Origin of the sequence: Yersinia sp. Marseille-Q3913, from assembly GCF_963892745.1 — a bacterium.
In the GTDB taxonomy this organism is placed as follows: Bacteria; Pseudomonadota; Gammaproteobacteria; order Enterobacterales; family Enterobacteriaceae; genus Yersinia; species Yersinia bercovieri.
The window spans coordinates 357748-380921 of record NZ_CAWQAF010000011.1; the positions used below are offsets into that span (position 1 = coordinate 357748).

Here is a 23174-nt window from a genome sequence, read left to right on the forward strand (position 1 = left end):
ACCAGCGGCGTTTCATGACTTAAACCGGCAGCTCGCCGCGACTCTCTTTACGCTTATAAACCATAATTGTCAGCACCAGTGGCACCACAATCGCCACCAACATCGCCAAGGCATAAATGCCCCAGAACTGTGGCTTAATGGATAAAATACCCGGCAGACCACCGACACCGATGCCGTTCGCCATCACCCCCGTCAATCCGCAAATCAGGCCCGCCAGTGCAGAGCCAATCATGGCACAGAGCATTGGGAAGCGGTATTTCAGGTTGATACCATACATGGCCGGTTCAGTGACACCGAGATAAGCCGAGATGGCCGCTGGCACCGAGATTTCGCGCTCATTAATTTTACGGCTAATAATGATGATGCCCAGTACCGCAGAAGCCTGCGCGATGTTAGAGAGCGCAATCAGCGGCCAAACTGGCGTACCGCCCATGCTCTGAATCATCTGCATATCAATGGCTAACGTGGTTTGATGCACACCAGTGATAACTAACGGCGCATACAGGAAGCCAAACAGTGCAGCTCCAATTGGCGCGAAACTGCCGGTCATCACCGCTTTCACGCCCCATGCCACGCCATCACCAATCATGCGGCCAAATGGCCCAATCAGTGTATGGGCGAGGAACACCGCCAGCAGCAGGGAAACCACCGGCACCACCACCAGATAGAGGTAAGCGGGGATGATTTTTTTCAGGTTGGTTTCAATCCAGCCCAGCGCTAAACCGGCCAGAATTGAGGGAATAACCTGCGCCTGATAACCCACTTTTTCAATGGTGAACCAGCCAAAATTCCACACCTCCGGAATTTGTTGGCCCAGCAGATAGGAGTTCATCAGTTGCGGCGAAACCAGCGTGATACCCAGCACAATCCCCAATACCGGAGTACCGCCCATTTTCTTCACTGTCGACCAGCAGATAGCCACCGGCAGATAGAAGAAGATAGCTTCGCCCAGTAGCCAGAGGAAGTCATAAATGGTTTTCCACGCCGGATACATCTGCGCCAGCGTTTTGCCGTCGGTCATCGGGATATCACCGATCACGTTACGGAAACCGAGGATCAAGCCGCCGCTGATCAGCGCCGGTAACAGCGGGAAGAAGATCTCGGCAAAGTGGGATATACCGCGCTCAAACCAGGTCATATTCTGCCGCGCAGCCAGCTTAGTTTGCTCTTTATCCACTTCATTCAGGCCAATTTTGGCGATCAGCGCCTGATAGTAATCATCCACTTCTGGCCCGATAACTACTTGAAATTGCCCGGCATTGGTAAAGCAGCCTTTGACCATCGATAGATTTTCGATCTCTTTTGGCGAGGCTTTAGACGGGTCATTTAACACAAAACGTAGCCGGGTAATGCAGTGGCTGACGGTGGCAATGTTATCTCTGCCTCCCACCAGTACGATCAATTGATCGATATCTTGTTGTTTTACTTTGCTCATTTCAACGTACCTTTCGTAAAGGTGGAATAGCGTGCTGAGTTATAAGGTTTTTTTAATCTGTAAGGTCTATCGTGAATAAAAAGAGTGAAAATGGTCGTTGGCATTAAGAGAGTCGCCAGTATTAAAACCATCACCGATTAAATATTCAGCTAATTAAAGATTAGCCACGTATTTATATTTATGGAATGGGAACGTTCCCAACTTGCGTTGAAGATCACAGTTTGGCAATTTTTTGTGCCAGATAAGTCGCCAAAAACAGAAGCGCTGCCGCAGTTTACCCACCACTCAGGATGGGATAACGGCTAACAGCAGAGTGATATGAGGCATCAGGCCAGTTGGCCGGGGATAATAATCTGTTGAATTGGCTGACTATTATTAAGCTGGGCTAGCAGCTGTTGCGCCGCTTTCACCCCCGCCGTGCCATAACCCAGTTCGACTGACAGGGTATTGGGGAACAGAAAGTGCAGCAGCGGCGTATTACCAATACCACACACCTGAATATGTTGTTGCCCCTGCTGCTGTAAGTACTTACTTACCCCCATGGCAATGGTATCAGAGGCACATACCAGTGCCGAGGTATCCGGTTTTATCACCTGCGGTGCCAGTTGGAAGCCACTCTGATAGCTCAGTTCACCCAGTGCAACCGTGGGTATCAGGCCGTGCTGCTGGCTGTAATCAAGATAGGATTGATGACGGCGCATACCCGTGGTGGCATCCGAGGGCTGCACACCGATATAGCTGATATGGCGATGACCGGCATGGCGTAACTTATCCATCAGCAGGCGCACCGCCCCTTCATCGTCATAGCAGACGGAGGAGTAACCGGAGTATTCCCGCGCCAACACCACCATTTTCTCTTGCCACGGCGAGAGCATGTCTGTGGTTAACCCAGTGAAACCAAACAGAATCACCCCATCCACATTGCGCTGTTGCAGCACATGCAGATGCTCGCTGACCAAAGTGGCATCAAACTGGCTCTCCATCAGAATCGGGTCGTAACCTTGCTGGTAGAACAGCGGCAGCATAGTGCGTACCGCCTGATTCTCAGACGGTGAATCCAGACGAGAGACAATAATCGCCACCACTTTATCGCTCTGCCCTCGCATGGCGCGGGCTGATTTTGACGGGGTAAAACCCTGCTGACGAATAACCGCCTCAACCCGTTCGCGCGTCTGTGGGCTGACACTGCCTTCGTTATTCAATACCCGTGAAACCGTGGATTTTCCAACTCCACTCATGCGGGCAATATCCTTAATGGTTAAGCGGTTTTGCATGGTTTACCTAATGTTTAGGTTTATAAATATATAATAAACTGATTATTTATATTTGATGGCATACAGGGAAGCATACCATGCACAGAATCAGACTCAGCGCATGATATCCCAATGACCGACAACTATTGTCACCCTAACGGATTATCTTCTCGTCAGGGTGATTTTTGCCGTGTTAACAATGGTAATGCCGTTTAGTGTCTGTCTAGCTGTTTGGTTGCTAAGCTATGAGTAGCGACTTGTTTTTATCGCGTACCAGAGGGGTGGAAGTCGTGTAGCGCCTACCCTATCTATTCATTTACCGGAGGTTAATGACCCAGTGGACCCTGTTCCCTCAACCGCACCCGATGGGTGCCTCCGGTAAGGTCTCTCCTCGTCTGAGGTGATTGCCTGGCCGGATAACAATCTGGTCGGCAGTCACTGCGCACTTTCCCCGCGTTGGTCTCTGCTGATGATGTTTTTTTGCTCTCTATGGCAGCTTTGCCGTGGGCGCAACATGATGGCCGCCAGACAAACGGCGTCATGGCATGACAGTAAGGTTAGCACCATGCACGTTAAAAATTTCACCCGGCAGTTGCTCAATGTATTGAGCCGTAGTCTGCCCCGCCGCCTGATCCGCCGGGAAACCATGCTAGAGGGTTTGCCGCAGGGAAGTGCGGCTAAAGATCTGCCCGTTGCCCTGACTCAGCAGCGCTTGCAGTGCGCCAATGAGACGCCACAGCAGCTGTACCAGCGCTTTAAGAGCCACCCGGAAGGGTTGACCGAGCAGGAAGCGGAGGCGATCCGCCTCAACAGTGGCAATAATGAGATTGAAAATCAGCAGGCAACTCGCTGGTGGGTCCACCTGTGGCACTGCTACCGCAACCCATTTAACTTGCTGCTAACCATTTTGGCACTGATCTCCTATGCCACCGAAGACCTCACCGCCGCACTAGTGATTGGTGCCATGGTATTGATCTCCACCCTGATGCATTTTATTCAGGAAGCGCGCTCAAGCCGCGCGGCAGATGCGTTGAAAGCCATGGTCAGCAACACCGCGACCGTGATCCGCAGCGATGCCCATACCGGCAAGAGCCAACATCGTGAATTGCCCATTTCACAGTTAGTGCCCGGCGATATCATCAAGCTCTCTGCTGGCGACATGATCCCGGCAGATTTGCGCATTTTGCTGGCAAAAGACCTGTTTATCAGCCAGGCCGCATTGACGGGTGAATCACTGCCGGTTGAGAAAGTGGCCCAGTGCCGTGAGTGTGAGGAGCAGAACCCACTGGAGCGCGATACCCTGTGCTTTATGGGCACCAATGTAGTCAGCGGATCGGCGCTGGCGATAGTCATCGGCACCGGCAATCAAACCTATTTTGGCCTGCTGGCTGAGCGGGTGACCCATCAGGATGAGCAACCCAACGCCTTCCAGAGTGGCATCAGTAAAGTCAGCTGGCTGCTGATCCGTTTCATGTTGGTGATGACGCCAATTGTGTTGCTGATCAACGGTTTTACCAAAGGTGACTGGTGGGAAGCTGCGCTTTTTGCGCTCTCCGTTGCGGTTGGTTTAACCCCAGAAATGTTGCCGATGATCGTCACCTCGACATTGGCAAAAGGGGCGGTGAAGCTATCGCAACAGAAAGTGATCGTCAAACGACTGGATGCCATTCAGAACTTTGGCGCGATGGATGTTCTGTGTACCGATAAAACGGGCACCCTGACCCAAGATAAAATCGTGTTGGAGAGTCATACTGATGTGTTTGGTGCCAACTGTGAGCGCGTGCTGCACTACGCCTGGCTCAACAGCTACTACCAAACCGGGCTGAAAAATCTGCTGGATGTGGCGGTGCTCTCCTCCATGGCGGGATCTGCCGCCGCCGAGTCTCAAGCCGCCGACACACTGGCGGGTTACCGCAAAATCGATGAGATCCCCTTTGATTTCGAACGCCGCCGCATGTCTGTGGTGGTCAGCGATAAATCGGATTATCACGAGCTGATCTGCAAAGGTGCGCTGGAAGAGATGCTCTCCATTTGCCGCCATGTCCGTCAGGGGGATGAGGTTATCCCCATCACTGATGCGCTGCTGGCCCGTATTCGCCGCATCACGGATGAGCAGAACCAGCAAGGGCTGCGGGTGGTTGCCGTCGCTACCCGTATTCTGCCCGCCTATCAGCGAGATTATGCAGTTATCGATGAATATGACCTGATTTTGGAAGGGTATATCGCCTTCCTCGATCCACCGAAAGAGAGCACCGCTCCAGCGCTATTGGCGCTGAAAAACAGTGGTGTTAACGTAAAAATCCTTACTGGTGACAACGAGTTAGTAGCGCGTAAGGTCTGTAGAGATGTCGGCTTATCTGTCGAGCAGGTTTTGCGCGGCAATGATATTGAGCAGATGACAGAGGCAGAACTGACCGAAGCCACCCGCACCACCACCCTGTTTGCCAAACTGACCCCGATGCATAAAGAACGTATCGTGCAAAACCTGCGGGCAGCGGGCCATGTGGTGGGTTTTATGGGGGATGGCATTAATGATGCGCCAGCGCTACGGGCAGCTGACATTGGGATCTCCGTGGATTCGGCGGTAGATATCGCCAAAGAAGCCGCCGATATCATTTTGCTGGAAAAGAGCCTGATGGTGCTGGAACAGGGGGTGATCGAAGGCCGCCGTACCTTCGCCAACATGCTGAAATACATCAAAATGACTGCCAGCTCCAACTTTGGTAACGTCTTTAGCGTATTGATTGCCAGCGCATTTTTACCCTTCTTGCCGATGCTGCCACTGCATCTGTTAATCCAAAATCTGCTGTACGATATTTCGCAGATTGCTATTCCGTTCGATAACGTCGACGAAGAGCAACTAGCGAAGCCACAACGCTGGAACGCCGGCGATTTGGGGCGCTTTATGGTGTTCTTTGGCCCGATAAGTTCTATTTTTGACGTATTGACCTTTAGCCTTATGTGGTGGGTATTTAAGGCGAATACGCCGGAAATGCAGACCTTGTTCCAGTCCGGTTGGTTTGTCGAGGGGCTGCTGTCCCAGACATTGATCGTGCATATGATTCGTACCCGTAAGATCCCATTTATCCAGAGCCGCGCCTCATGGCCGCTCTGCTTAATGACACTGGCGGTGGTGGTCATCGGTATCGGCCTGACCTTCTCACCACTGGCGGGATTCCTGCAATTACAAGCGCTGCCACTGGCTTACTTCCCGTGGCTGATAGTGATCCTGGCCGGATATATGGTGACAACTCAGTGGGTGAAAGGGTGGTTTGTGAGGAGATATGGCTGGCAGTGATGCTGGCTTTATTAATATTGATTTGGCGATTGATTCGTTTGAGATGAAATTTAAATTCGACTCAAACAATCAATCGCGATGGCCTTAAAACTATCAAAATGCTGACTACTCAGCAGACGACTCATCGAGCGCTCGCGCACAAAGGTGACGAACAGATCGTAAATCGCCATCGCCTCTTCATAATCGGTTTTACTGATCGCCAGCAAGAAGATGACATAGGCCACTTCGCCATCCCCCCAGGCAATACCATTGGGGGCCAGCAATGTCACCACCACCGTTTTCTTCGCCAATAAGCCCAGTGAATGTGGCAGCGCGATCCCCTCGCCTAGCATGGTGGAGACAATCGCCTCCCGTTCAACCACTGACGGGTAGAAATCGGCGTCAACAAACCCCTCCGCTTCTAGCTGACCACAGACTTTCTCAAATAACTGCGCCTGCGTCATCGGCTGGTCGATAATCATAAAATGGTGGCTATCAAAGAACTTTTCCAACATATAGGGGCGAGTACGATCCACCAAGACTAGCTTGCCTAACTGCTCCAACTGATATTCGGTCGGGAATGGCGACATCACCACCACCGGCTTGTTTTTCTCAGCTAATCGCGAGTTGGAAATAATGAAATCTTCGTCGATATGGTGGAGAATTTCGTAATCACGCAGGGAAATAGTCTGTGTCATCACAATTTGCGGATACTTACGGGAAATCTGCGCCTGGATCATGCGGGTGGTGGAGTTACCGGTATCACACACCAGCATCACCTGCGGATGGCGCTGATAACCAATATTGTAATGGCGCTCCAGCCCCACCCCAATATGCAGCACCAGATAGCCAATTTCATTCTCACTCAAGCTATAAGGGGTGTATTTTCCCCAACTGGATACCGCCGCCAGCGTCACATCATAGGCCATCGGATAGTGCTGTTTAATATTGGATAACAATGGGTTAGGAATGGTTATCTGATACTTCACCCGCGTGATCATGGTTTTGATATGGGTGAGGAGATCACAGCGCAGCTGCTTATCGCCCTGCAAGTTGTAATTATAATGCGCGTTGATATAAGAGAGGATGTAATCCACCAGCGTCTCTTCATCATCAGCATTGATTTCACTCGGTCGGCTGGTGTCAGATTGACTGGTTTGCACCCGACGGGCGGCAATATTGACTCGTAAATAAGCCTCTTCCGCCGCTGAAACCTCTTTTCCAGACAGGAGTTTAAGCTCATTCGCCAAGCGGCCTGACGCCAGTTTCACCGCCTCATCCACATCTTCTGCATCAAAATCTGATAACGGATAACCATCAGTGATACGTTTTATCGCCACCGCACAGTAGAAAATCAGGTATTGCTCACCTTCATCAGTCAACCGCACCCCATATTGATCCAATAGCGCATGGAGTATTCCGGTCAGATCCGGGATGGCTTGAATACTCAGAAACTCATTTTTTAATAATGGGTTATCGGCATCTTGCAGTTGTAACTGGAATAGAAGATCCGTCAGACAGGTGCGGATCGCCAACTCAGTGCCAAATAATTTCATGCCATAGCGGGGCTTGGTTTCAATTGTCAGATGGTAGCGGTTCAGCCTCTCTCTCACCTCAGCCATATCATTTTGCAATGTGCCACGGCTGACAAACCATTCATCGGCTAAATCTTCCAGCTTCAATGAAAAAGCGGAGGTCAGAAAACGGATTAACAGATAGTGCACTCGCTCATTGGCCGTGCGCGGGGTTAAATGCGTTTTACGGTTTTGCTGCTGCAGAGCACGAAAGCGCTCGGCGTCATCGATCATTAACCGATAACCAAAGCCACGGTTATGTACAAAATGTGCACCATAATGCTCAAGAATTTCATTCAACGCCGTGATATCTGCCCGCACAGTACGTGTCGAAACCGCAAAACGTTTTGCCAGCTCATCCTGAGGCAGCGTCTCCGATTGCAGTGCATCGAACATATAGGCCAGACGTTGATAGGGAAATCTCACTGCTCCACTCCGTTATTCAGACATGCTGTTTTTCAAGACATTGAGGGCAGCCCCTGCCAGCATGTGCGCAGGGGATGGTATCACCAAGTACTAAGATCAATTTGCCACTTTGCGGGTCAATTTTAAAGTGGCTTCTGTTATCGCGGTGCTGAGCCAGCGCCTACAGGCAGTGGGCTGTCGAGTACCTGTATGTGCCGTTACACCACGATCTTTTTGACGATATCCAATAATGTTTTTACATCTTGCGGGCGAGTATTGCCCGTTTTGCTGTCGATAATCGAGCTGTAGATGTGCGGGATGATTTTTGTCACTCCGGCATCCAGTGCGATCTGCACAATTTGCTCGAAATTATCCAGGTCGATACCACCCGTTGGCTCCAGCCAGAAACCGGTCGCCGCACAAGCTTCGGCGACAAATCGATACTCGTCGATAGAGTCCAGGCCGTTCATTGGGAAGAATTTTATCGAGCTGCCGCCCATATCTTTCAACATGGCAATGGCGGTGGTGATCGGGACGATCGCGTCTTTCTGCTGTGAACTGAGTGGACCGGTGGAGATCTTCACATACCCCACTTTGCCGGTCGGTGAAACCAGGCCGTTAACCACCGTCTCCTGCTGCCCCAGTAGAGCGCGACTCGGGCCGACGCCAGTAAATACCTGATTTACATGCTGTGGTTTCAGCTGCTGCACAATCTGGCTAACCATCGTCGATTGCTTAGGATCACCCGCACCCAACCCGACGGATAGAGCATTATCGATAAGTGCCGCGTATTCGCGCATCTCTTTCACCGCGCTGTCGACATCAGGGTAATTTTTCGATAACACCCCCACCAGCACATGGCCTTCGGTGGCCTGATAGATCTCACGCGCATTCTCTTTTGAACCGGCTAGCACATTCAGGCACACCCGATCACGGTAATAATTTGGGGTCAATTTCATGGCTTAGGCTCCCTTAACCAAGTGGTTAATACAGCGGTAAATTGTCTCGAGCTGCGGTGATGTTACACTGCGAACATCCACCTCAATCTTACCTTCGTTGGCTTTGTAGGCGCGGAAATAGATGGCGATATCGCCACTCTTTAGTGCATCAACCAGATCTGGTGTCGAGCGGCCGATTTTGGCTTCATCAAAACTGATCTCAGTGCGGGCAATATCGCGCCCAGCCGCATCCCAAACCACTTTGGCGCAGACGCCGTCGATGCTATTCAGTTGGGTGATGAAAGGCGTCATCTTCGCCACCATCTGCTGGCCGGTCTCTTTTTCCAGCGTCATGTAGCTTTCAATGGCGCGGGTCAGGCCGAGGATGCCCTCTTTGCCCACTTTCATCGCCCGACCAATGCCGTTTGATTGCAATTTCACCCAATCAACATAGGTTTTCTTGCCTAAGACCAATCCACTGGTCGGCCCTTCAATGGCCTTGGCCCCGCTGTAAATCACTAAATCAGCGCCCATTTGATAGTAACAGAGCAGATCTTCTTCCGCTGCCGCATCGACGATTAATGGCAGTTGATGCTTACGAGCGATAACCACCGCTTGCTCAACCGATAAAATGCTTTTTTGCACACAATGGTGGGATTTTATATACAAGATCGCCGCCGTATTAGGCGTGATCGCCGCTTCTAGCTGTTCGGGTAAACACTCATTGGCATAACCGGCTTCCACCACTTTACCGCCGCCCAAGGTCACCATGGTATCAACTGGCGCACCAAAGTTAACATTGTGCCCCTTCGGCAGCACAATTTCATCGGGCACAGTGCGGGGTGCGGCATGAAGATTGACCAGCAAATTCGCATCATCTTTCACGATCACTGCGGCGACGGATTGCGCAACTCCGGCAGAGGCGCAGGAGACCACCACCGCGCTCTCAACATTTAGTAAATCGGCAATGTAAGCGCCGGTTTTATTCACCAGATCTTTCATTTCAAAGTAGTGATTCAGGCCGAGTTCCACGGCGTCAACCACCTCTTGCCGTGGTGTTGAAACCCCAAGCATCGTCATACGGCCAGAGGCATTAATTACATGTTTTAGCTGGTATTTTTCATAGACTGAAGACATTTTTTAACTTCCCTTCGTCAGTTAATACTAAGTCACCGGCCACCACCGCAGCCAGTGGCACCAGATACTGTTCACCGGTGACCGATTTGCCTTCCGAATCGCTGAAGACCTGCGGCTGTTGTTTCAGCTCAAAAAGGGTCAGGTCAGCATCATAGCCCTCAGCCACTACCCCTTTATGGGTTAGGCGCAGCGCTTGGGCGGCATTTTCGGTTACGCAGCTAATGACCTGTTCCAAACTCAGGCCGATGGTGAAAAATTTGGACATCACGGTCGCCAGGCTATGCACTGGCCCATTGATGCGGTTGCGGCAATAGATGTCGGAGCTGATAGTGTGCGGGTAGATACCTTGCTTGATGGCAAGCTCGGCAACCTCAAAGCTGAAACTGGCGCTACCGTGGCCCACATCCAGCAACACGCCGCGTTTTAGTGCGCGCTGAATAGATTCACGCAAAGCCCCCGCAGGGGTCAGAATTCGGTTGGGTTTGCCGTTATAGCAGTGGGTAATAATGTCGCCCTGCGTCAGCAAATCGGCAATTTCATCCAGATCCGGCGGGTTATTGCCAATGTGAACCATCAGCGGCAACTGGTTGTTCTCTTGTTGGATCTCTTTGGCGCGGATCAGCGGCTTAATGCCGTTTGTGCCCACCACACTGCTACTCATTCGGGCCTTAATGCCGATAATAAAATCGGGGTTACGAGCAATCGCCTGACTGACACTTTGCTTATCAATCTGCGCCATATCAGCTAATTCGTTTTGCGTGACGATGCCGGTTTTTGCAATATTCAAAAAAGCATAAACATGGGTTTTGGCCGCACGAGTCAGGCGGTAGAAATCATCAATATCATTGGCGCCCGTACTGCCGGCATCCACCACCGTGGTCACGCCACTGGCAACACCGACTAAATCGGCTTCGTCATGATAAATAGGTGATGCGGGGTAGCAGTGAACATGGGAATCAATCCAGCCAGCACTGAGATAATACTTCCCAGCCAGATCCAGGACTTTTTTGGCCGGATAAAGGGGGGATTCAATTTGGTTATTTTCAACCGCAGCAATAGTCGCGCTCACGGCCGTTATTTTTCCGTCATTAATAGCAATATCCACCTGACGGCCATTAACCAATAGTGCCCGAGTGATAATAAAGTCATGCATTATCTTTATTCTCCGTTATACCCTTCTTACTGAGTATCGCAGCGGGGTAAATATCCGGTAATTTGAATATTTACCCCGAAGTTCAGGAAATCGCGACAGGGAAAATAGACCCTAAAATCATGGCACCCAAAATTGCGCCACCTGTTATAGGTTTATTCCACAGATAAAACAGTAATGCGCCGCCTAAAGAGCCGATACCAATAGGAATTGATGCAGTAATCGCTGACAGAATAATCAGCGGCCCCAAGAAGCGGCCCGATGAGTTACCTGCGCCCATCATGACATCTGCACCGTAAGTCGAATTACTTTGATTAATCGTGAATTTACGTGCCAAAATAATCAGATAGCCGATAGCTAAACCAATTATCAGGCCCGTCACCAAGGATGCAGCAAAATTGGCAACCGGGAACACGAATCCAGCCCCCAGCAATAATGCCGGCACACCCAAACCTACACCCGTTTGGATCGCGCCACCGATATCTAAAATACCGACCAGCGAACCTTCAATAATACGAGCGAATAAGAAGCTGGCACCAAATGCAGCCACTGCCCCATAAACCCCGGTATCCATTCCTGCACGCAGCATTGAAACAAATGCCACTTCGTTAAATGCGCCGATACCATATAAGTAATACATATGAGTACCCGCGAATACGCCAGAAGATAACAGTCCTACAAAGATCGGAAAGGACCAGTCGGCATACCAGAAATTATTCTTGGTTTGTTCATCCATCATTAAGCTCCTCTCGCTGCGTTATTTTCCGCTCAATGCGTTATGAATGGTATCGAGCCACACTGGCACATCCAGACTGAATGACTCCAGGAATTTCATGTCGAATCCACGGAAGAAACCGCTGAGCACGAACAACAGCACAATCACTGTCATCATGATTTTTGTAACTTTATTCCAGCCGCTCTCCTCAACCCCTTTACCAATTAAAATACCCAGAACCAGACCCGGAACGGCATTACCCATAATTAACTGTGCCAGACCGCCGAAAATAGTGGCCCAGAAACCAGAACGACGTCCGGCATCAATGGCGGCTAGCCAGAAAATAACTGGCATCACGGTGTTAACCAGAATATTGGCGGCGGGCACCAAGACCTTAATTGCCGTGACCTGTAATGCAGCCGGAACCGCTGAAGCGGTGGTATTGAGGAAGCTGACGACAATAACCCCGATAATTCCGCAGGCAATCGCCATCTTTTTCGGGTTATGCATGGTTTCCGCCACATTGCGATTTTTAATCATCAATGCTGCAGCACCCCAGTTCGGAATAATGCGGTGGTCGACATCCTGAGTAAATGCCCCTGCGGCAACCGACGAAGCCCAGGCGTTGAAGAAGAAGCCTAACCCGAAGGAGAAATGCGATGCCGGATCACCCTCACACGAGTTCAATTCGCCCAAGGTACGAAACGCGCCCATGCCCTGTATTGTCGGCGCATGGAACATACGGGCGGCCCCAACACCAACCCCCACGCCGACCAGTCCGCCGATAATAATCGACTTAAAAAGAATAATTAAAAACATCAACATATCCTTTCATCTATAAGCCACCCCCAAGCAATTGACGTTGCAGCTAGCTGCAAATAACAGTGCGGTGGGAATAGACTTTTTATTTAGAAACGAAGACAACCTTTTCTGTGTCAATAATTGTCACGTTCACGGTAATATCTAATTCAACACTGTATGTTTTTCTTTCTCGCGGCAGAAAAAAGAGTAAAAACCTCTCTTTTTTCACTGATAATTCGGCGCGTAATACTTTGACGTCTTGTGGTTCAATCCGTAACAGAATATTTTGCGTCGACTTCAACACCGTATTTTGGACATTACCCAGTGCATTGGCGAAAGCTTTACCCTTAGTATCACCTTTTCCTTTTACCTGCACCTGAGTGGTATATTGCTCTTTCATTATGGCTGACCATATTTCTTGATATAGGCTTCCACTAATTTCTGCCCTAACTCTTCTTTATCCATAAATCCGAAGCCTAATACCTTGCAGCCTTCATTTATTGCGGTCACACCCTCTTCGACTGAGCGCATTCCGTATTTTGCTTTGTAGCCATACTTATTTTGGGCAGTAATAGCACCCGCGCCACCGCTACCACAAAATGAAATACCGAAGTCCGCTTGTTCGCTATTCATCACATCACCCAGTTTCATGTCTGCGGCAACACCGGGAATAACCACCACGCGGCCACCAGCCAATTCAACACCTTGCCCAACTTTTTGGCCTTTACCTAAACGGTCGCCAATTACAACGGTAATTTGACTCATAGTCTCTTCTCCAGATTACTGTTTTATGGGTTATTATCTTTCGCTACTTCAAAATGCACCGATAACAAATAAGCCTCTTCTATCGGCAAATTAGCAAACGTGTCGACAACTTGCTGGGCCATTTGCATCGAATGTGCTGAAATCTCATCGAATAATGATTTATCCACCTCAGGTAATGGCTCGCCAGTTATTGAACGTAACACCATGGCCCGAATATGTGATGCCAACATTTGCTGCTGAACATCGTTGGTGAAAATGTTTTCGGTATTTAACATCACGGTAATTTCAGCTAATACCCGCTCAGTGATGATATTTACCTCTGCTACTCCAGGTTCCTCGGCTGCATTTAATGCGGCTACATCATTCACGCTGACAATCCTCTATTTCTTGCTGTAACAACTTTCTGACTACAAAGAGAGGTTCGCTTACTCCCCTCTGCGCGATGACATCACCCTACCTGCAAGCGGAATAGGTGTGTAGCGGCATTTTTTCCAGTTCAAAGTGGAAATGTCGTGTACCGGGGGGATCACATTCGCAAAATAGGCGTTTACATAGCTAACTTAATCATTAACAACAAAATAACTTTTATATAAATGCACCCTGAATGCCTGCGGTGGAAAAAAGTTCGTGATCCGGATCTCTTTCTTTTCCAGCCGGAAGCGCCTAATATCAGATTAATATTAAAGTTATTTTCGAACACCCCCTCTCCTATGGCGTGGGGGTGTTGTTTTTATGTTTTGCTGAAATTGAATTGGAGAGTGGTATGACCAAGCCAACCATCACGATTAACGAGCTGGATGCTGAACGTTTGGATGCGTTACTGGCGCAACCGGCCTTTGCCGGTACTGTGGTCGCACAAGCGCTCAATGAAGAGCTGGATCGCGCAGAAATTCTGCCACCTAATGCTATTCCGGCAGATGTGGTGACCATGAACAGCTGTGTGCGTTTTCGCGATCTGAATAATCAGGAAGAGCACATCCGCACGCTGGTTTATCCGGCATCGCTGAAAGACAGCAACGAGCAACTCTCGGTGATGGCACCTTTAGGTGCAGCATTGCTGGGCTTGCACGTCAATGACGAAATCAGTTGGAAATTGCCGGGCGGGGATGAAGCTCGCATTATTGTGCTGGAGTTGTTATATCAGCCAGAAGCCGCAGGTGAATTCCACCGTTAATCGGCATTAATCGACAATAAATGCCGATAGATGTTGATTGAAACATCTGCGAATATGCATATGTTGTGAGGGTAACAGCCTAGGGCCATTACCCTCTTTCAGCGCATTAGCGGTATTTTTTATGGTAGGTATCGCGGGTGGGCTTGAAATCCTGGGCGGCTTTTTTGGCATCATCCAGTTTGCCTTGATTGGCCAAGGCCAGCGCACCATCAATCTGCCCGATAAGTAAATCCAAACCATGGCGGAAATCCTTCACCTCCGCACTCCCCTCACCTTTACTCTTCAGTTTGCCAGGAATGCCCTTTTGCGCATCCAGTGCCGCTACGCGCATCGCCGCTAAACCTTGCTTGATCACATCTGTAGAGTCGGCCTTCAACACTTTGCCGTAATTCTCGGCAATGGTGTCCATGTTATCCGCCACACTGGCCGCCGTGGCTAACGTGCTGGCGCTAAGTAACACCGCCACCATGAACGCCATCATCTTCTTACTCATGCTCACACTCCTTATAATTATTGTTAACTGCATAGTTCTCATTGATACATTGCTCATACTTAACGTAGTCAATGGAGGGGCAAACTGACAATGATTTTTTATTGCCAACTGAAAAAGCCGGAGTTGTGTGAATGAGCAAATAAAACCGCCCGTATTTCTACGGGCGGGAAATGGAATGAGAATATGACAGAAGGGTTATTATGCGCCCGCGATCTTCATCGCCGGTAATAAGACAGAGCCACACTGAATGTTACTGCGCAGTTCGATATCACTGCCGACACTCACGATATTGCGCAGCATATCTTTCAGGTTACCGGCAATTGTAATCTCACTCACCGGGTACTGTATCTCACCATTTTCAACCCAGAAACCAGCAGCACCGCGAGAGTAATCACCTGTCACAGTACTGACCCCCTGCCCCATCAATTCAGTCACCACCAAGCCTTTATCCAGTTGCTTCAGCATCCCGGCGAAATCCTGCCCTTGACCTGCAATGCGCCAGTTATGGATCCCCCCGGCGTGCCCGGTGCTTTGCAGCCCCAATTTACGGGCTGAATAACTGGTTAGCAGATAGGTTTGCAGCACCCCGTCTTTGACTATCTCTCGTTGCAACGTGCGCACACCTTCACTGTCGAACGGCGTTGAAGCCAGGCCACGCAATAAATGCGGATGCTCTTCAATGGTCAACCATTCAGGTAAAATCTGTTTGCCGAGGTGATCGAGCAAAAAAGTCGATTTGCGATAAATATTACCGCCGCTGATAGCCGACACTAAGTGACCAAATAAGCCCGTCGCCACTTCGGCGGCAAACAGCACTGGCGACTGCATGGTCGGCAGTTTACGTGGCGATAAGCGGGACAAAGTGCGACGGGCGCACTCTTCACCCACCCATTCCGGGTTGGCTAAATCTTCCATCCGCCGACCAATGGTATAGGCATAATCCCGCTCCATATCGCCATTGTGCTCGGCGATAACACTGCTGGAGAGTGAATGGCGGCTAGAGCAATAGCTCTGTAACATGCCGTGGCTGTTGCCAAAGACCTTAATGCCGTAATGGCTGTTAAAGCTGCCACCCTCGGTATTGGTGATCCGTTTGTCTGCCTGTAATGCCGCCTGTTCTGCACGCGCGGCCAGCAAGATACCTTGCTCAGCATCCAAATCACCCGGATGGAACAGATCCAGATCCGGCGCCTCGAAAGCTAGTAGCGATTTTTCTGCCGGCCCCGCGTAAGGGTCAGGCGAGGTATAGCGGGCAATATCCAGCGCAGCCTGCACGGTACGTGCGACCGCATCCGGATTTAAGTCGGTGGTGGAGGCGCTGCCTTTGCGTTGCTGGTGGTAAACAGTAATTCCCAGCGCACCATCGCTGTTGAACTCCACGTTCTCCACTTCACCAAAGCGAGTGCTGACGCTAATTCCGGTGGTTTTGCTGACGGCAACTTCGGCCGCATCAGAACCCGCGCGGGCTAATTCCAACGCCTGTGCAACAGCGTGTTCCAGCGTTTTACGCTGTTCTGCAACTTGAGTGACTACTTTCATCGATCTGCCATAATTAATGAGATAATCGTTCAGGAAAGTGTCGTAATACGACGACTTACACGGATAAAATAGAGAACGCCATACTTTTGAGTCTATCAGAGATCTTGGTACAATTTCGCAGAAAGCCAACAACCTGCTACGATTAGCCTCTTTTTAAGGAATTTGACCATGAACAAACAGCCCGAAGACTGGCTAGATGAAGTCCCAGAAGGTAAAAATGACGATGATGATGATGATGAAATTATCTGGGTCAGTAAAAGTGAAATCAAACGAGATGCCGAAGCGCTGAAAGATCTCGGAACCGAGCTGGTTGAGCTGGGTAAAAATGCGCTGGAGAAGATCCCGCTGGATGAAGATCTGCTGGCAGCCATTGAGCTGGCGCAGAAAATCAAGAAAGAGGGTCGCCGTCGCCAGATTCAGTTAATTGGTAAAATGCTACGCGCCCGTGATGTCGAACCCATTCAGACCGCGCTGGATAAACTGAAAAACCGTCATAACCAACAAATCTCGCTGTTCCATAAACTGGAAACACTGCGCGATCGTTTGGTTGCAGAGGGTGATGATGTGATCCCAACCGTGTTGGATCTCTATCCCGAAGCTGATCGCCAGCAGTTGCGCAGTTTGGTGCGTAATGCCCAAAAAGAGAAAGCCGCGAATAAGCCGCCAAAAGCATTCCGCCAGATCTTCCAGTATCTGCGTGAATTGGCAGAGAAACAGCAGTAATCGGGCGCAGCTCGCGCCTGTTTAATGCGACGTAACTGTCAGGCAGTTTGGGTAAGGCAGCGCACAGGACCCGGAGCGTACACCCAGTACGTGAGGAGTCCGGCACTGCCCAGGCTCAAGATGGCAAGTAAAATAGCCTAATTAATATTAAAGCGCAGACTACCAGCCAGCTCCTCTTCTGCCTCTTCGAACAACAACACTATCGCCCCAAAACGGCGTTTCCGGCGGTGATTGAAATGGATAAATTCAATCTCTACCGGCAATGCTATCTCACCCGTTACCACATCCCACAGCGCATCCAGATTAGCGCCAAAATCTTCCCTCAGCGCAAACTTTTGGGAAAATTCACGGTAAAATGCAGGAAAATCAGGTATATGGTCAAAATCGAATACCACTTTTACCATCTTCTACTCCATCCGAATGAAATGCTTGTAGTGATCCTGAGTCAGATAAATCAGGCCATCATTAGAGTACAGCAGACGATCGCTACCGCGATGGCCGCAGCGATAATTTACATCGGCCTCATGCCAGTTGCGGCCTTTGGCTTCAGGTAGTTGGCGTTCTCGGTTAGAAAAACGATCACCGCCAATAGCACGCCCCGGCAACACCTTACACAGATTGCCCTCTTTTGGATCCCAACCTTTCTCACGGGCCTGCTGCTTGGTAATGTAAAAATCCGGCAGTCGATGGTGCGCTTGTAGGTATTTCGCCACAGGTTTGGGCTGCGTTAATTGTTCGATGGATGCAGGCGTCGGTAATGATGGGCGATCCAGATCCGGCGATTGACCAATATCACGCGCGGTGTCACAGCCATTCATTTGTAATGCCGCCGCAATCAATAGCAACACCGCACCCAGAATAGTGATAATGCGTTTATTCATCATGGTTCTCCTTAACCCTTAGGCTTCCAATAACAGTGGTTAATAACCCAGATTTCACTATAGCAATCAAAGTAGCTCATCAACCTGACTTATAAATTACCCAGATGCAGGGTTTTAACTTCCATAAACTCATCTAACCCTAGCACCGAACCTTCGCGGCCCAGACCGGACTCTTTCACGCCACCGAAGGGGGCTAGCTCCGTAGAGACCGAGCTTTCATTGACGCCAATCATACCGCTTTCCAATGCATCAGAAACGCGGAATACCCGTTGCAGATCCTGCGTATAGAAGTAAGCCGCCAGTCCGAACGGCGTGTCATTCGCCCGCTTAATCACTTCAGCTTCGGTTTTAAAGCGGAAACAAGCCGCCAGTGGACCAAATGTCTCTTCAGACGCCACTTTCATCTGCTCATTGGCATCGGCAATAACTGTTGGTTGGAAGAAATTACCACCCAATTCATGACGATGCCCGCCCACCAGCAGACGCCCGCCCTTCTCAAGCGCGTCTTTGACGTGATCTTCGACTTTCTCCAGACCCGCCATATTAATCAGCGGCCCCATATCGACATCTTTATCCATCCCATTGCCCACTTTCAGTTTTTTCACCTCAGCGGCCAGATGGCTGACGAACGCATGGTAAATGCCCTCTTGAATATAGAAACGATTGACGCAAACACAGACTTGCCCGGCATTGCGGAATTTACAGGCGATAGCCCCCGCCACTGCTGCATCTAAATCAGCATCATCAAACACAATATAGGGTGCATTGCCCCCCAGCTCCATGGAGATCTTTTTCATGGTAGCAGCGGCATTGCACATCAGGGTTTTGCCCACCTCAGTTGAGCCAGTGAAGGAGATTTTGCGCACCTCAGAGCTGGCCATAATGGCATCGCTGATAGCATGGGTGTCACCGGCAACACCATTGAGAACACCAGCAGGTACGCCCGCTTTTTCTGCCAGTGCCAGCAAGGCAAAAGCGGACAGTGGCGTGTTATTGGCCGGCTTAATTAGCCCGGTACATCCGGCCGCCAGTGCCGGCCCCAGTTTACGGGTGAGCATAGCCAGCGGGAAATTCCACGGCGTGATAGCGGCAACAACACCAATCGGCTCGCGGGTGGCAAAAATGCGCGCCCCCTCTTTGGCCGGCGGAATAATCTCACCATTAGCGCGTTTAGCTTGCTCACTAAACCATTGAATAAAGCTGGCGGCATAAGCCACCTCACCTAATGCCTCTTTCAGCGGCTTACCTTGCTCGGAAACCATTATCTCAGCCAATGATTGCTGATGTTCCATAATGAGCAAATACCAACGCTGTAGAATTTCTGCCCGCTGTTTGGCCGGTTTTTTGCGCCAGGCAGGAAATGCCTCACTGGCCGCTTTAATGGCTGCTTCACTCTCTTGTTTACCGGCTTTGGCCACTTTGGCAACTAACTCACCGGTAGCAGGGTTATAGACATCGAAAGTCTCTTGGGCCTGATACCATTTACCGCCGACAAAATAACCAATGTGGTAAACGCCGTCGCTGTGCTGCTGGTCCTGCAAGGGGTTTTGCTCTGACATCATGTCAACCTCCTTAGGAAAATGAGGCCCTCATCAATAGAGGGCGCGAAAGGGGTGGTTCCAGATTGAGTATAGCCCTTGAAAAAGCGATAAGAACAGCTTAGAGCGCTTCAACTGATATCTATATCAGCGCACTCTGATACCGATGCAACATATCTGCTAGCCGTTTTACCGGCAGGGTAACAGAATCAGGCGACTGATAATCAACCAGTTTTTGCTGATATTGATCCAGCTCCTGCAACAGCCGGGCGAAGTAATAGCGCCGTTTCTGATCACTCTTCACATTGATGACACGATCAGCGGTATAGCGGATTTGCTTATGGAAGGCACTCAATTCAACATGAACCGGGATCTCGGTGCTGTTGAGTCGTTGATGGGCGATGATCAGTGTCAGTGCCAGACGATACTTATCAATATCGCCGGGAAACATCATCAACAGCTGATTCAGTTGCTGATAGAGCATCGGCAAATGATTTTCGCTGCGGCGCGCTTTATTGGTGGTCAGGGCGGATACTGCACTGTAAACAAAGCGATTTAGCAAGGTTCTGCCAGTCCGCTCTTTGGCATTATCGCGGATCAGCAACAAGACAATCAGGGAGACAAAGCAACCGACTATCTGCCCCAAAGCACTGTCGAGGAACAAGCTGACGTTAAATTCCATCGGGTTACTTAGCACCATAATGTTGATGGTGCTAGCTAATGTCCCCAGTGACCCCAGCCGCCGCTTCTGCACTTCGATACCAATAATAAAGGCCAGCAGCCCCAAGCTGATGCACAGCAGCAACATGCTTTGCTGGGTGGCAGGGATGATAAACATAAAGTAGAGCGCCCCGATGGGCAGCGCCATGACGACCCCCAGCAGGAAGTCGATCGCCACCATGCGCGGATTGGGTGTGCGCATCGCCAGCGAGGTGACTACGGCTATCATCACCATACAGCCCGCCCCTGATGTCCAGCCGGTCCAGAGCCAAAATAGTCCCCCGATGGCAGTGGCGATACCCGTGCGCAGGCCATTGATCATCGCGTGATGCCCTTCGGCGGAGACATGTTTTACCGGCATATCACCCGCCAGAATGCCCTCCTCTACCCGACTGATGCTGCTGTTGGTGTGGATACCTTTTGATAGCAATAAATAGCGGGTGGCAGCACCGACCCAACTGCTGATGGTATGGGGGATCGCCTCACTGTGGCTAGCACCGATAAACTGGCGCAGTTTTTTCATCTGCTGGCGGATCTCTGTGGGTGTTGATGCCGATTCGCTCAGCATCACTTTCAGCTCAGGGGGAAGAGTATTGGGGTGATTAACCAGTACCAAATAGCTTTCACATGCCTGCGTGATCAGCGCGAGTGACTCGGAGTGCAATACCCGCAGGCGGCGGTTACAGCGCTGCCAACGGGATGACTCCATCATCAGGTAGCTGCGCATCCCATTGAGCGCAGTAGTATTTTTAACCAAATCACTCCAGGCGCGATCGATTTCGGTTTTTTCCGCCGGACGAATACAGAGCTGCAACAGCTTATATTGATCCACCAGTACCTTATCCACCAGCCGATCAATATCCTGTTTAATCGACCGCGGGGAGAACAATAGGTCCGCCATCACCGCACAGACGATCCCCAACACAATTTCGCTACAGCGCTCGACGGCAAACTGCGGCGTCAACAGGGGGGTTTCTCCGGTTGTGACAATGATAATCAGCGCGGTATAACCCGCCAGACCAAAAGCATAGGAATTTTCGACCCGCACCAGTGATGAGATCCAGGTGCAGACCCCCGCCCACAGACAGCACAGCATCAGGGTTAATACTGGCGCTCTGATAGTCAGCACAATAATAACCAAGCCACCAATACAGCCGATAAATGTGCCGATAATGCGCAGCCAGCCACGGTGGCGGATAGCGCCGGAGAAAGGTTCACCACCAGCGGCAAAAGCCGGGCCAGCGGCGACAATCGCGGCGGTCAGCACTGACCAGCGCGGCGTTTCCAGTTGCAAATGAAAGCCCAGAAACAGCGCGGCTACAATGGCAAAACTCAGCTTAAAAGCAAAGCGCAGGCGAATGAAGGTCGGGCTGCTCATGTTAGCCAAACTCGCGCAGACGGTGCATCAACTTAATCATCGGCGAGGCCTGATTAGGGTCACGATCATTTGCTCCGGTTATCACTACCGTCGCGGTGGTGCCTGCTGGATATGGATGCTGCTGATCCTCGCTATCCAAACGAATCTTCACCGGCACCCGCTGCGCCAGACGTACCCATTCAAGATTATTATCAATGGTCGCCAGCCCTTTGCTGTCGACACTGCTGCTGCTATTGGTCACACCGGCAGAGATACTGTCGACGGTGCCATGCAGAATGCGGTTGCTGCCCAGCGGAGTGATTTCCGCCCGATAGCCCGGTTTGACTCCTTCCAGCTTGGTTTCTTCCAGATAGGCCAAAATATAGAAAGTCTCTTTTTTCACCAATGCGACAGCGGTCGCGCCGCGGTTAATAAACTCCCCCGCATGAACATTCAGATTGGTCACCCAGCCTTCGGCAGGCGCGCGCACTGTGGTTCGCTCCAGATCAAGTTTGGCTAAGTCACGGACTGCAATGGCTTTTGCTAGCTGATGACGGACGGTTTGCAGCACATTGCTGGATTGGTCGATCTCCTCTTGTGATAGCGCCTGCACCCCCAGCCGCTGCCGTCTGCCGGATTCGCGCTGCTTCTCGGCAGCTAGCGTTTGGTAATAGGCGACATCAGCTTCAGCTTCGGCCAATGCCTGCTGATAGCGGGGTTGGTCAATCACAAACAGGACCTGGCCTTTCTGCACCAGTTGGTTGTCTTTAACCGGCACCTCAGTGATTAACCCACTAACATCCGGCGCGATAGCGACCACATCGGCGGTAAATTTAGCATCACGGGTCCATGGCGATTCAGTGTAAAAAGCCCACACCTTGAAAATAGCGATGATAGCCAGTAAGACCACTAATAAGGTGATGCCGATGCGGATTATTTTTAATGAAAAAGTACTCACGGCGACCTCAGGAAGAAAAACGAGAAATTAAGTAAAAAAGACAACCATACAGCGCGGTATTAAAGAGTGCCGGGTGCCAAACAAACTCATAAATACCTGTGGGTTGTAACAAACGACGCACAACAAAAAAAAGTGCTAGCGAGAGAAGCAGCTCAAGAAATATCGGCGGGAAAGAGAGGCCGAAAATCACCATCACCGGAAGCAAACTCATTCTTTAAATCCTCTCAATTATAGGATGTCGGTGAACATGCCTGGGTTAATAGTTAAATTCTAAACTGAAACTCATTCAACCATAGTGGCCAAGGCTAAAAGCACCAGCGATAAGGTAGAGTTATAGGTTA

Annotated in this window: 22 protein-coding genes; 3 read left to right on the top strand and 19 right to left on the bottom strand. The window is 50.4% G+C overall.

The annotated features are described in order from the left end of the window. Positions 1-19 precede the first annotated feature (19 nt). Positions 20-1435: a PTS trehalose transporter subunit IIBC gene (treB, locus tag AACW11_RS06685; protein WP_212584151.1), complete on the bottom strand. Its 1416-nt coding sequence runs from the start codon at positions 1433-1435 to the stop codon at positions 20-22. A 326-nt stretch (positions 1436-1761) separates the two neighbouring features. Beyond that, positions 1762-2709: a trehalose operon repressor TreR gene (treR, locus tag AACW11_RS06690; protein ID WP_212584152.1), complete on the bottom strand. Its 948-nt coding sequence runs from the start codon at positions 2707-2709 to the stop codon at positions 1762-1764. A gap of 544 nt (positions 2710-3253) precedes the next feature. Here treR and mgtA point away from each other — a divergent pair. Next, the gene (gene mgtA / locus AACW11_RS06695; RefSeq protein WP_212584153.1) at positions 3254-5986 is read left to right on the top strand and encodes a magnesium-translocating P-type ATPase; all 2733 of its coding nucleotides are present in this window, start codon (positions 3254-3256) and stop codon (positions 5984-5986) included. A 50-nt stretch (positions 5987-6036) separates the two neighbouring features. Here mgtA and AACW11_RS06700 read toward each other — a convergent pair whose 3' ends face one another. From AACW11_RS06700 to AACW11_RS06740, 9 genes are all read right to left on the bottom strand, one after another. After that, positions 6037-7965: a BglG family transcription antiterminator gene (locus AACW11_RS06700; RefSeq protein ID WP_212584154.1), complete on the bottom strand. Its 1929-nt coding sequence runs from the start codon at positions 7963-7965 to the stop codon at positions 6037-6039. Between the two features lie 197 nt (positions 7966-8162). After that, on the bottom strand, positions 8163-8903 hold the full coding sequence (dagF, locus tag AACW11_RS06705; RefSeq protein WP_212584155.1) for a 2-dehydro-3-deoxy-phosphogluconate aldolase: 741 nt from the start codon (positions 8901-8903) through the stop codon (positions 8163-8165). A 3-nt stretch (positions 8904-8906) separates the two neighbouring features. Then, the gene (locus tag AACW11_RS06710) at positions 8907-10019 is read right to left on the bottom strand and encodes a DgaE family pyridoxal phosphate-dependent ammonia lyase (RefSeq protein ID WP_212584156.1); all 1113 of its coding nucleotides are present in this window, start codon (positions 10017-10019) and stop codon (positions 8907-8909) included. Then, complete coding sequence (locus AACW11_RS06715; protein ID WP_212584157.1) at positions 10003-11172, bottom strand: amidohydrolase/deacetylase family metallohydrolase; 1170 nt, start codon at positions 11170-11172, stop codon at positions 10003-10005. The genes AACW11_RS06710 and AACW11_RS06715 overlap by 17 nt, the downstream gene beginning before the upstream one ends. Positions 11173-11254: 82 nt before the next feature. Beyond that, on the bottom strand, positions 11255-11905 hold the full coding sequence (locus tag AACW11_RS06720) for a DUF4310 family protein (RefSeq protein WP_032896643.1): 651 nt from the start codon (positions 11903-11905) through the stop codon (positions 11255-11257). 21 nt (positions 11906-11926) lie between these two features. Next, positions 11927-12703: a DUF4311 domain-containing protein gene (locus tag AACW11_RS06725; protein ID WP_212584158.1), complete on the bottom strand. Its 777-nt coding sequence runs from the start codon at positions 12701-12703 to the stop codon at positions 11927-11929. A gap of 85 nt (positions 12704-12788) precedes the next feature. Then, positions 12789-13085 carry a DUF4312 family protein gene (locus tag AACW11_RS06730; protein WP_212584159.1) on the bottom strand — a complete coding sequence of 99 codons (297 nt, stop codon included), beginning with the start codon at positions 13083-13085 and terminating at the stop codon, positions 12789-12791. Continuing rightward, the gene (locus AACW11_RS06735; RefSeq protein ID WP_005271418.1) at positions 13085-13450 is read right to left on the bottom strand and encodes a glycine-rich SFCGS family protein; all 366 of its coding nucleotides are present in this window, start codon (positions 13448-13450) and stop codon (positions 13085-13087) included. The genes AACW11_RS06730 and AACW11_RS06735 overlap by 1 nt, the downstream gene beginning before the upstream one ends. A 23-nt stretch (positions 13451-13473) precedes the next feature. Beyond that, positions 13474-13818 carry a PRD domain-containing protein gene (locus tag AACW11_RS06740; RefSeq protein WP_212584160.1) on the bottom strand — a complete coding sequence of 115 codons (345 nt, stop codon included), beginning with the start codon at positions 13816-13818 and terminating at the stop codon, positions 13474-13476. A gap of 395 nt (positions 13819-14213) precedes the next feature. Between AACW11_RS06740 and rnk the strand changes: the two genes are divergently transcribed. Then, positions 14214-14624: a nucleoside diphosphate kinase regulator gene (rnk, locus tag AACW11_RS06745; RefSeq protein ID WP_212584161.1), complete on the top strand. Its 411-nt coding sequence runs from the start codon at positions 14214-14216 to the stop codon at positions 14622-14624. A 106-nt stretch (positions 14625-14730) separates the two neighbouring features. Here rnk and cybC read toward each other — a convergent pair whose 3' ends face one another. Both cybC and pmbA read right to left on the bottom strand, forming a co-directional pair. After that, the gene (cybC, locus tag AACW11_RS06750) at positions 14731-15117 is read right to left on the bottom strand and encodes a cytochrome b562 (protein WP_212584162.1); all 387 of its coding nucleotides are present in this window, start codon (positions 15115-15117) and stop codon (positions 14731-14733) included. A gap of 198 nt (positions 15118-15315) precedes the next feature. Continuing rightward, on the bottom strand, positions 15316-16656 hold the full coding sequence (gene pmbA / locus AACW11_RS06755) for a metalloprotease PmbA (protein WP_212584163.1): 1341 nt from the start codon (positions 16654-16656) through the stop codon (positions 15316-15318). A 168-nt stretch (positions 16657-16824) separates the two neighbouring features. Here pmbA and yjgA point away from each other — a divergent pair, with 168 nt between their 5' ends. Then, positions 16825-17379, top strand: a complete 555-nt coding sequence (gene yjgA / locus AACW11_RS06760) for a ribosome biogenesis factor YjgA (RefSeq protein ID WP_212584164.1) — start codon at positions 16825-16827, stop codon at positions 17377-17379. Between the two features lie 137 nt (positions 17380-17516). Here yjgA and AACW11_RS06765 read toward each other — a convergent pair whose 3' ends face one another. From AACW11_RS06765 to aaeX, 6 genes are all read right to left on the bottom strand, one after another. Continuing rightward, positions 17517-17783, bottom strand: coding sequence for a barstar family protein (locus tag AACW11_RS06765; RefSeq protein WP_212584165.1), 267 nt, complete (start codon positions 17781-17783; stop codon positions 17517-17519). A gap of 3 nt (positions 17784-17786) precedes the next feature. Next, positions 17787-18260: a ribonuclease gene (locus AACW11_RS06770; RefSeq protein WP_212584203.1), complete on the bottom strand. Its 474-nt coding sequence runs from the start codon at positions 18258-18260 to the stop codon at positions 17787-17789. Between the two features lie 89 nt (positions 18261-18349). Further along, the gene (locus tag AACW11_RS06775; protein WP_249192707.1) at positions 18350-19819 is read right to left on the bottom strand and encodes an NAD-dependent succinate-semialdehyde dehydrogenase; all 1470 of its coding nucleotides are present in this window, start codon (positions 19817-19819) and stop codon (positions 18350-18352) included. Between the two features lie 121 nt (positions 19820-19940). Next, positions 19941-21896 (bottom strand): p-hydroxybenzoic acid efflux pump subunit AaeB, encoded by a 1956-nt coding sequence (gene aaeB / locus AACW11_RS06780; RefSeq protein WP_212584166.1) that lies wholly within the window; start codon positions 21894-21896, stop codon positions 19941-19943. 1 nt (position 21897) lies between these two features. Continuing rightward, positions 21898-22833 (bottom strand): p-hydroxybenzoic acid efflux pump subunit AaeA, encoded by a 936-nt coding sequence (aaeA, locus tag AACW11_RS06785; RefSeq protein WP_212584167.1) that lies wholly within the window; start codon positions 22831-22833, stop codon positions 21898-21900. A gap of 7 nt (positions 22834-22840) precedes the next feature. After that, positions 22841-23044: a p-hydroxybenzoic acid efflux pump operon protein AaeX gene (gene aaeX / locus AACW11_RS06790; RefSeq protein ID WP_005271391.1), complete on the bottom strand. Its 204-nt coding sequence runs from the start codon at positions 23042-23044 to the stop codon at positions 22841-22843. Positions 23045-23174: the final 130 nt, after the last annotated feature.

What these genes read in the sequence shown, in the direction of transcription:
- mgtA (WP_212584153.1), top strand. Translation starts at nt 3,254, where the DNA reads ATGCACGTTAAAAATTTCACCCGGCAGTTGCTCAATGTATTGAGCCGT.
- aaeX (WP_005271391.1), bottom strand. Translation starts at nt 23,044, where the DNA reads ATGAGTTTGCTTCCGGTGATGGTGATTTTCGGCCTCTCTTTCCCGCCG.
- AACW11_RS06715 (WP_212584157.1), bottom strand. Translation starts at nt 11,172, where the DNA reads ATGCATGACTTTATTATCACTCGGGCACTATTGGTTAATGGCCGTCAG.
- pmbA (WP_212584163.1), bottom strand. Translation starts at nt 16,656, where the DNA reads ATGAAAGTAGTCACTCAAGTTGCAGAACAGCGTAAAACGCTGGAACAC.
- aaeB (WP_212584166.1), bottom strand. Translation starts at nt 21,896, where the DNA reads ATGAGCAGCCCGACCTTCATTCGCCTGCGCTTTGCTTTTAAGCTGAGT.
- AACW11_RS06770 (WP_212584203.1), bottom strand. Translation starts at nt 18,260, where the DNA reads ATGAATAAACGCATTATCACTATTCTGGGTGCGGTGTTGCTATTGATT.
- AACW11_RS06765 (WP_212584165.1), bottom strand. Translation starts at nt 17,783, where the DNA reads ATGGTAAAAGTGGTATTCGATTTTGACCATATACCTGATTTTCCTGCA.
- AACW11_RS06710 (WP_212584156.1), bottom strand. Translation starts at nt 10,019, where the DNA reads ATGTCTTCAGTCTATGAAAAATACCAGCTAAAACATGTAATTAATGCC.
- rnk (WP_212584161.1), top strand. Translation starts at nt 14,214, where the DNA reads ATGACCAAGCCAACCATCACGATTAACGAGCTGGATGCTGAACGTTTG.
- yjgA (WP_212584164.1), top strand. Translation starts at nt 16,825, where the DNA reads ATGAACAAACAGCCCGAAGACTGGCTAGATGAAGTCCCAGAAGGTAAA.
- treR (WP_212584152.1), bottom strand. Translation starts at nt 2,709, where the DNA reads ATGCAAAACCGCTTAACCATTAAGGATATTGCCCGCATGAGTGGAGTT.
- AACW11_RS06720 (WP_032896643.1), bottom strand. Translation starts at nt 11,905, where the DNA reads ATGGATGAACAAACCAAGAATAATTTCTGGTATGCCGACTGGTCCTTT.
- AACW11_RS06725 (WP_212584158.1), bottom strand. Translation starts at nt 12,703, where the DNA reads ATGTTTTTAATTATTCTTTTTAAGTCGATTATTATCGGCGGACTGGTC.
- cybC (WP_212584162.1), bottom strand. Translation starts at nt 15,117, where the DNA reads ATGAGTAAGAAGATGATGGCGTTCATGGTGGCGGTGTTACTTAGCGCC.
- treB (WP_212584151.1), bottom strand. Translation starts at nt 1,435, where the DNA reads ATGAGCAAAGTAAAACAACAAGATATCGATCAATTGATCGTACTGGTG.
- AACW11_RS06730 (WP_212584159.1), bottom strand. Translation starts at nt 13,085, where the DNA reads ATGAAAGAGCAATATACCACTCAGGTGCAGGTAAAAGGAAAAGGTGAT.
- AACW11_RS06775 (WP_249192707.1), bottom strand. Translation starts at nt 19,819, where the DNA reads ATGTCAGAGCAAAACCCCTTGCAGGACCAGCAGCACAGCGACGGCGTT.
- dagF (WP_212584155.1), bottom strand. Translation starts at nt 8,903, where the DNA reads ATGAAATTGACCCCAAATTATTACCGTGATCGGGTGTGCCTGAATGTG.
- AACW11_RS06735 (WP_005271418.1), bottom strand. Translation starts at nt 13,450, where the DNA reads ATGAGTCAAATTACCGTTGTAATTGGCGACCGTTTAGGTAAAGGCCAA.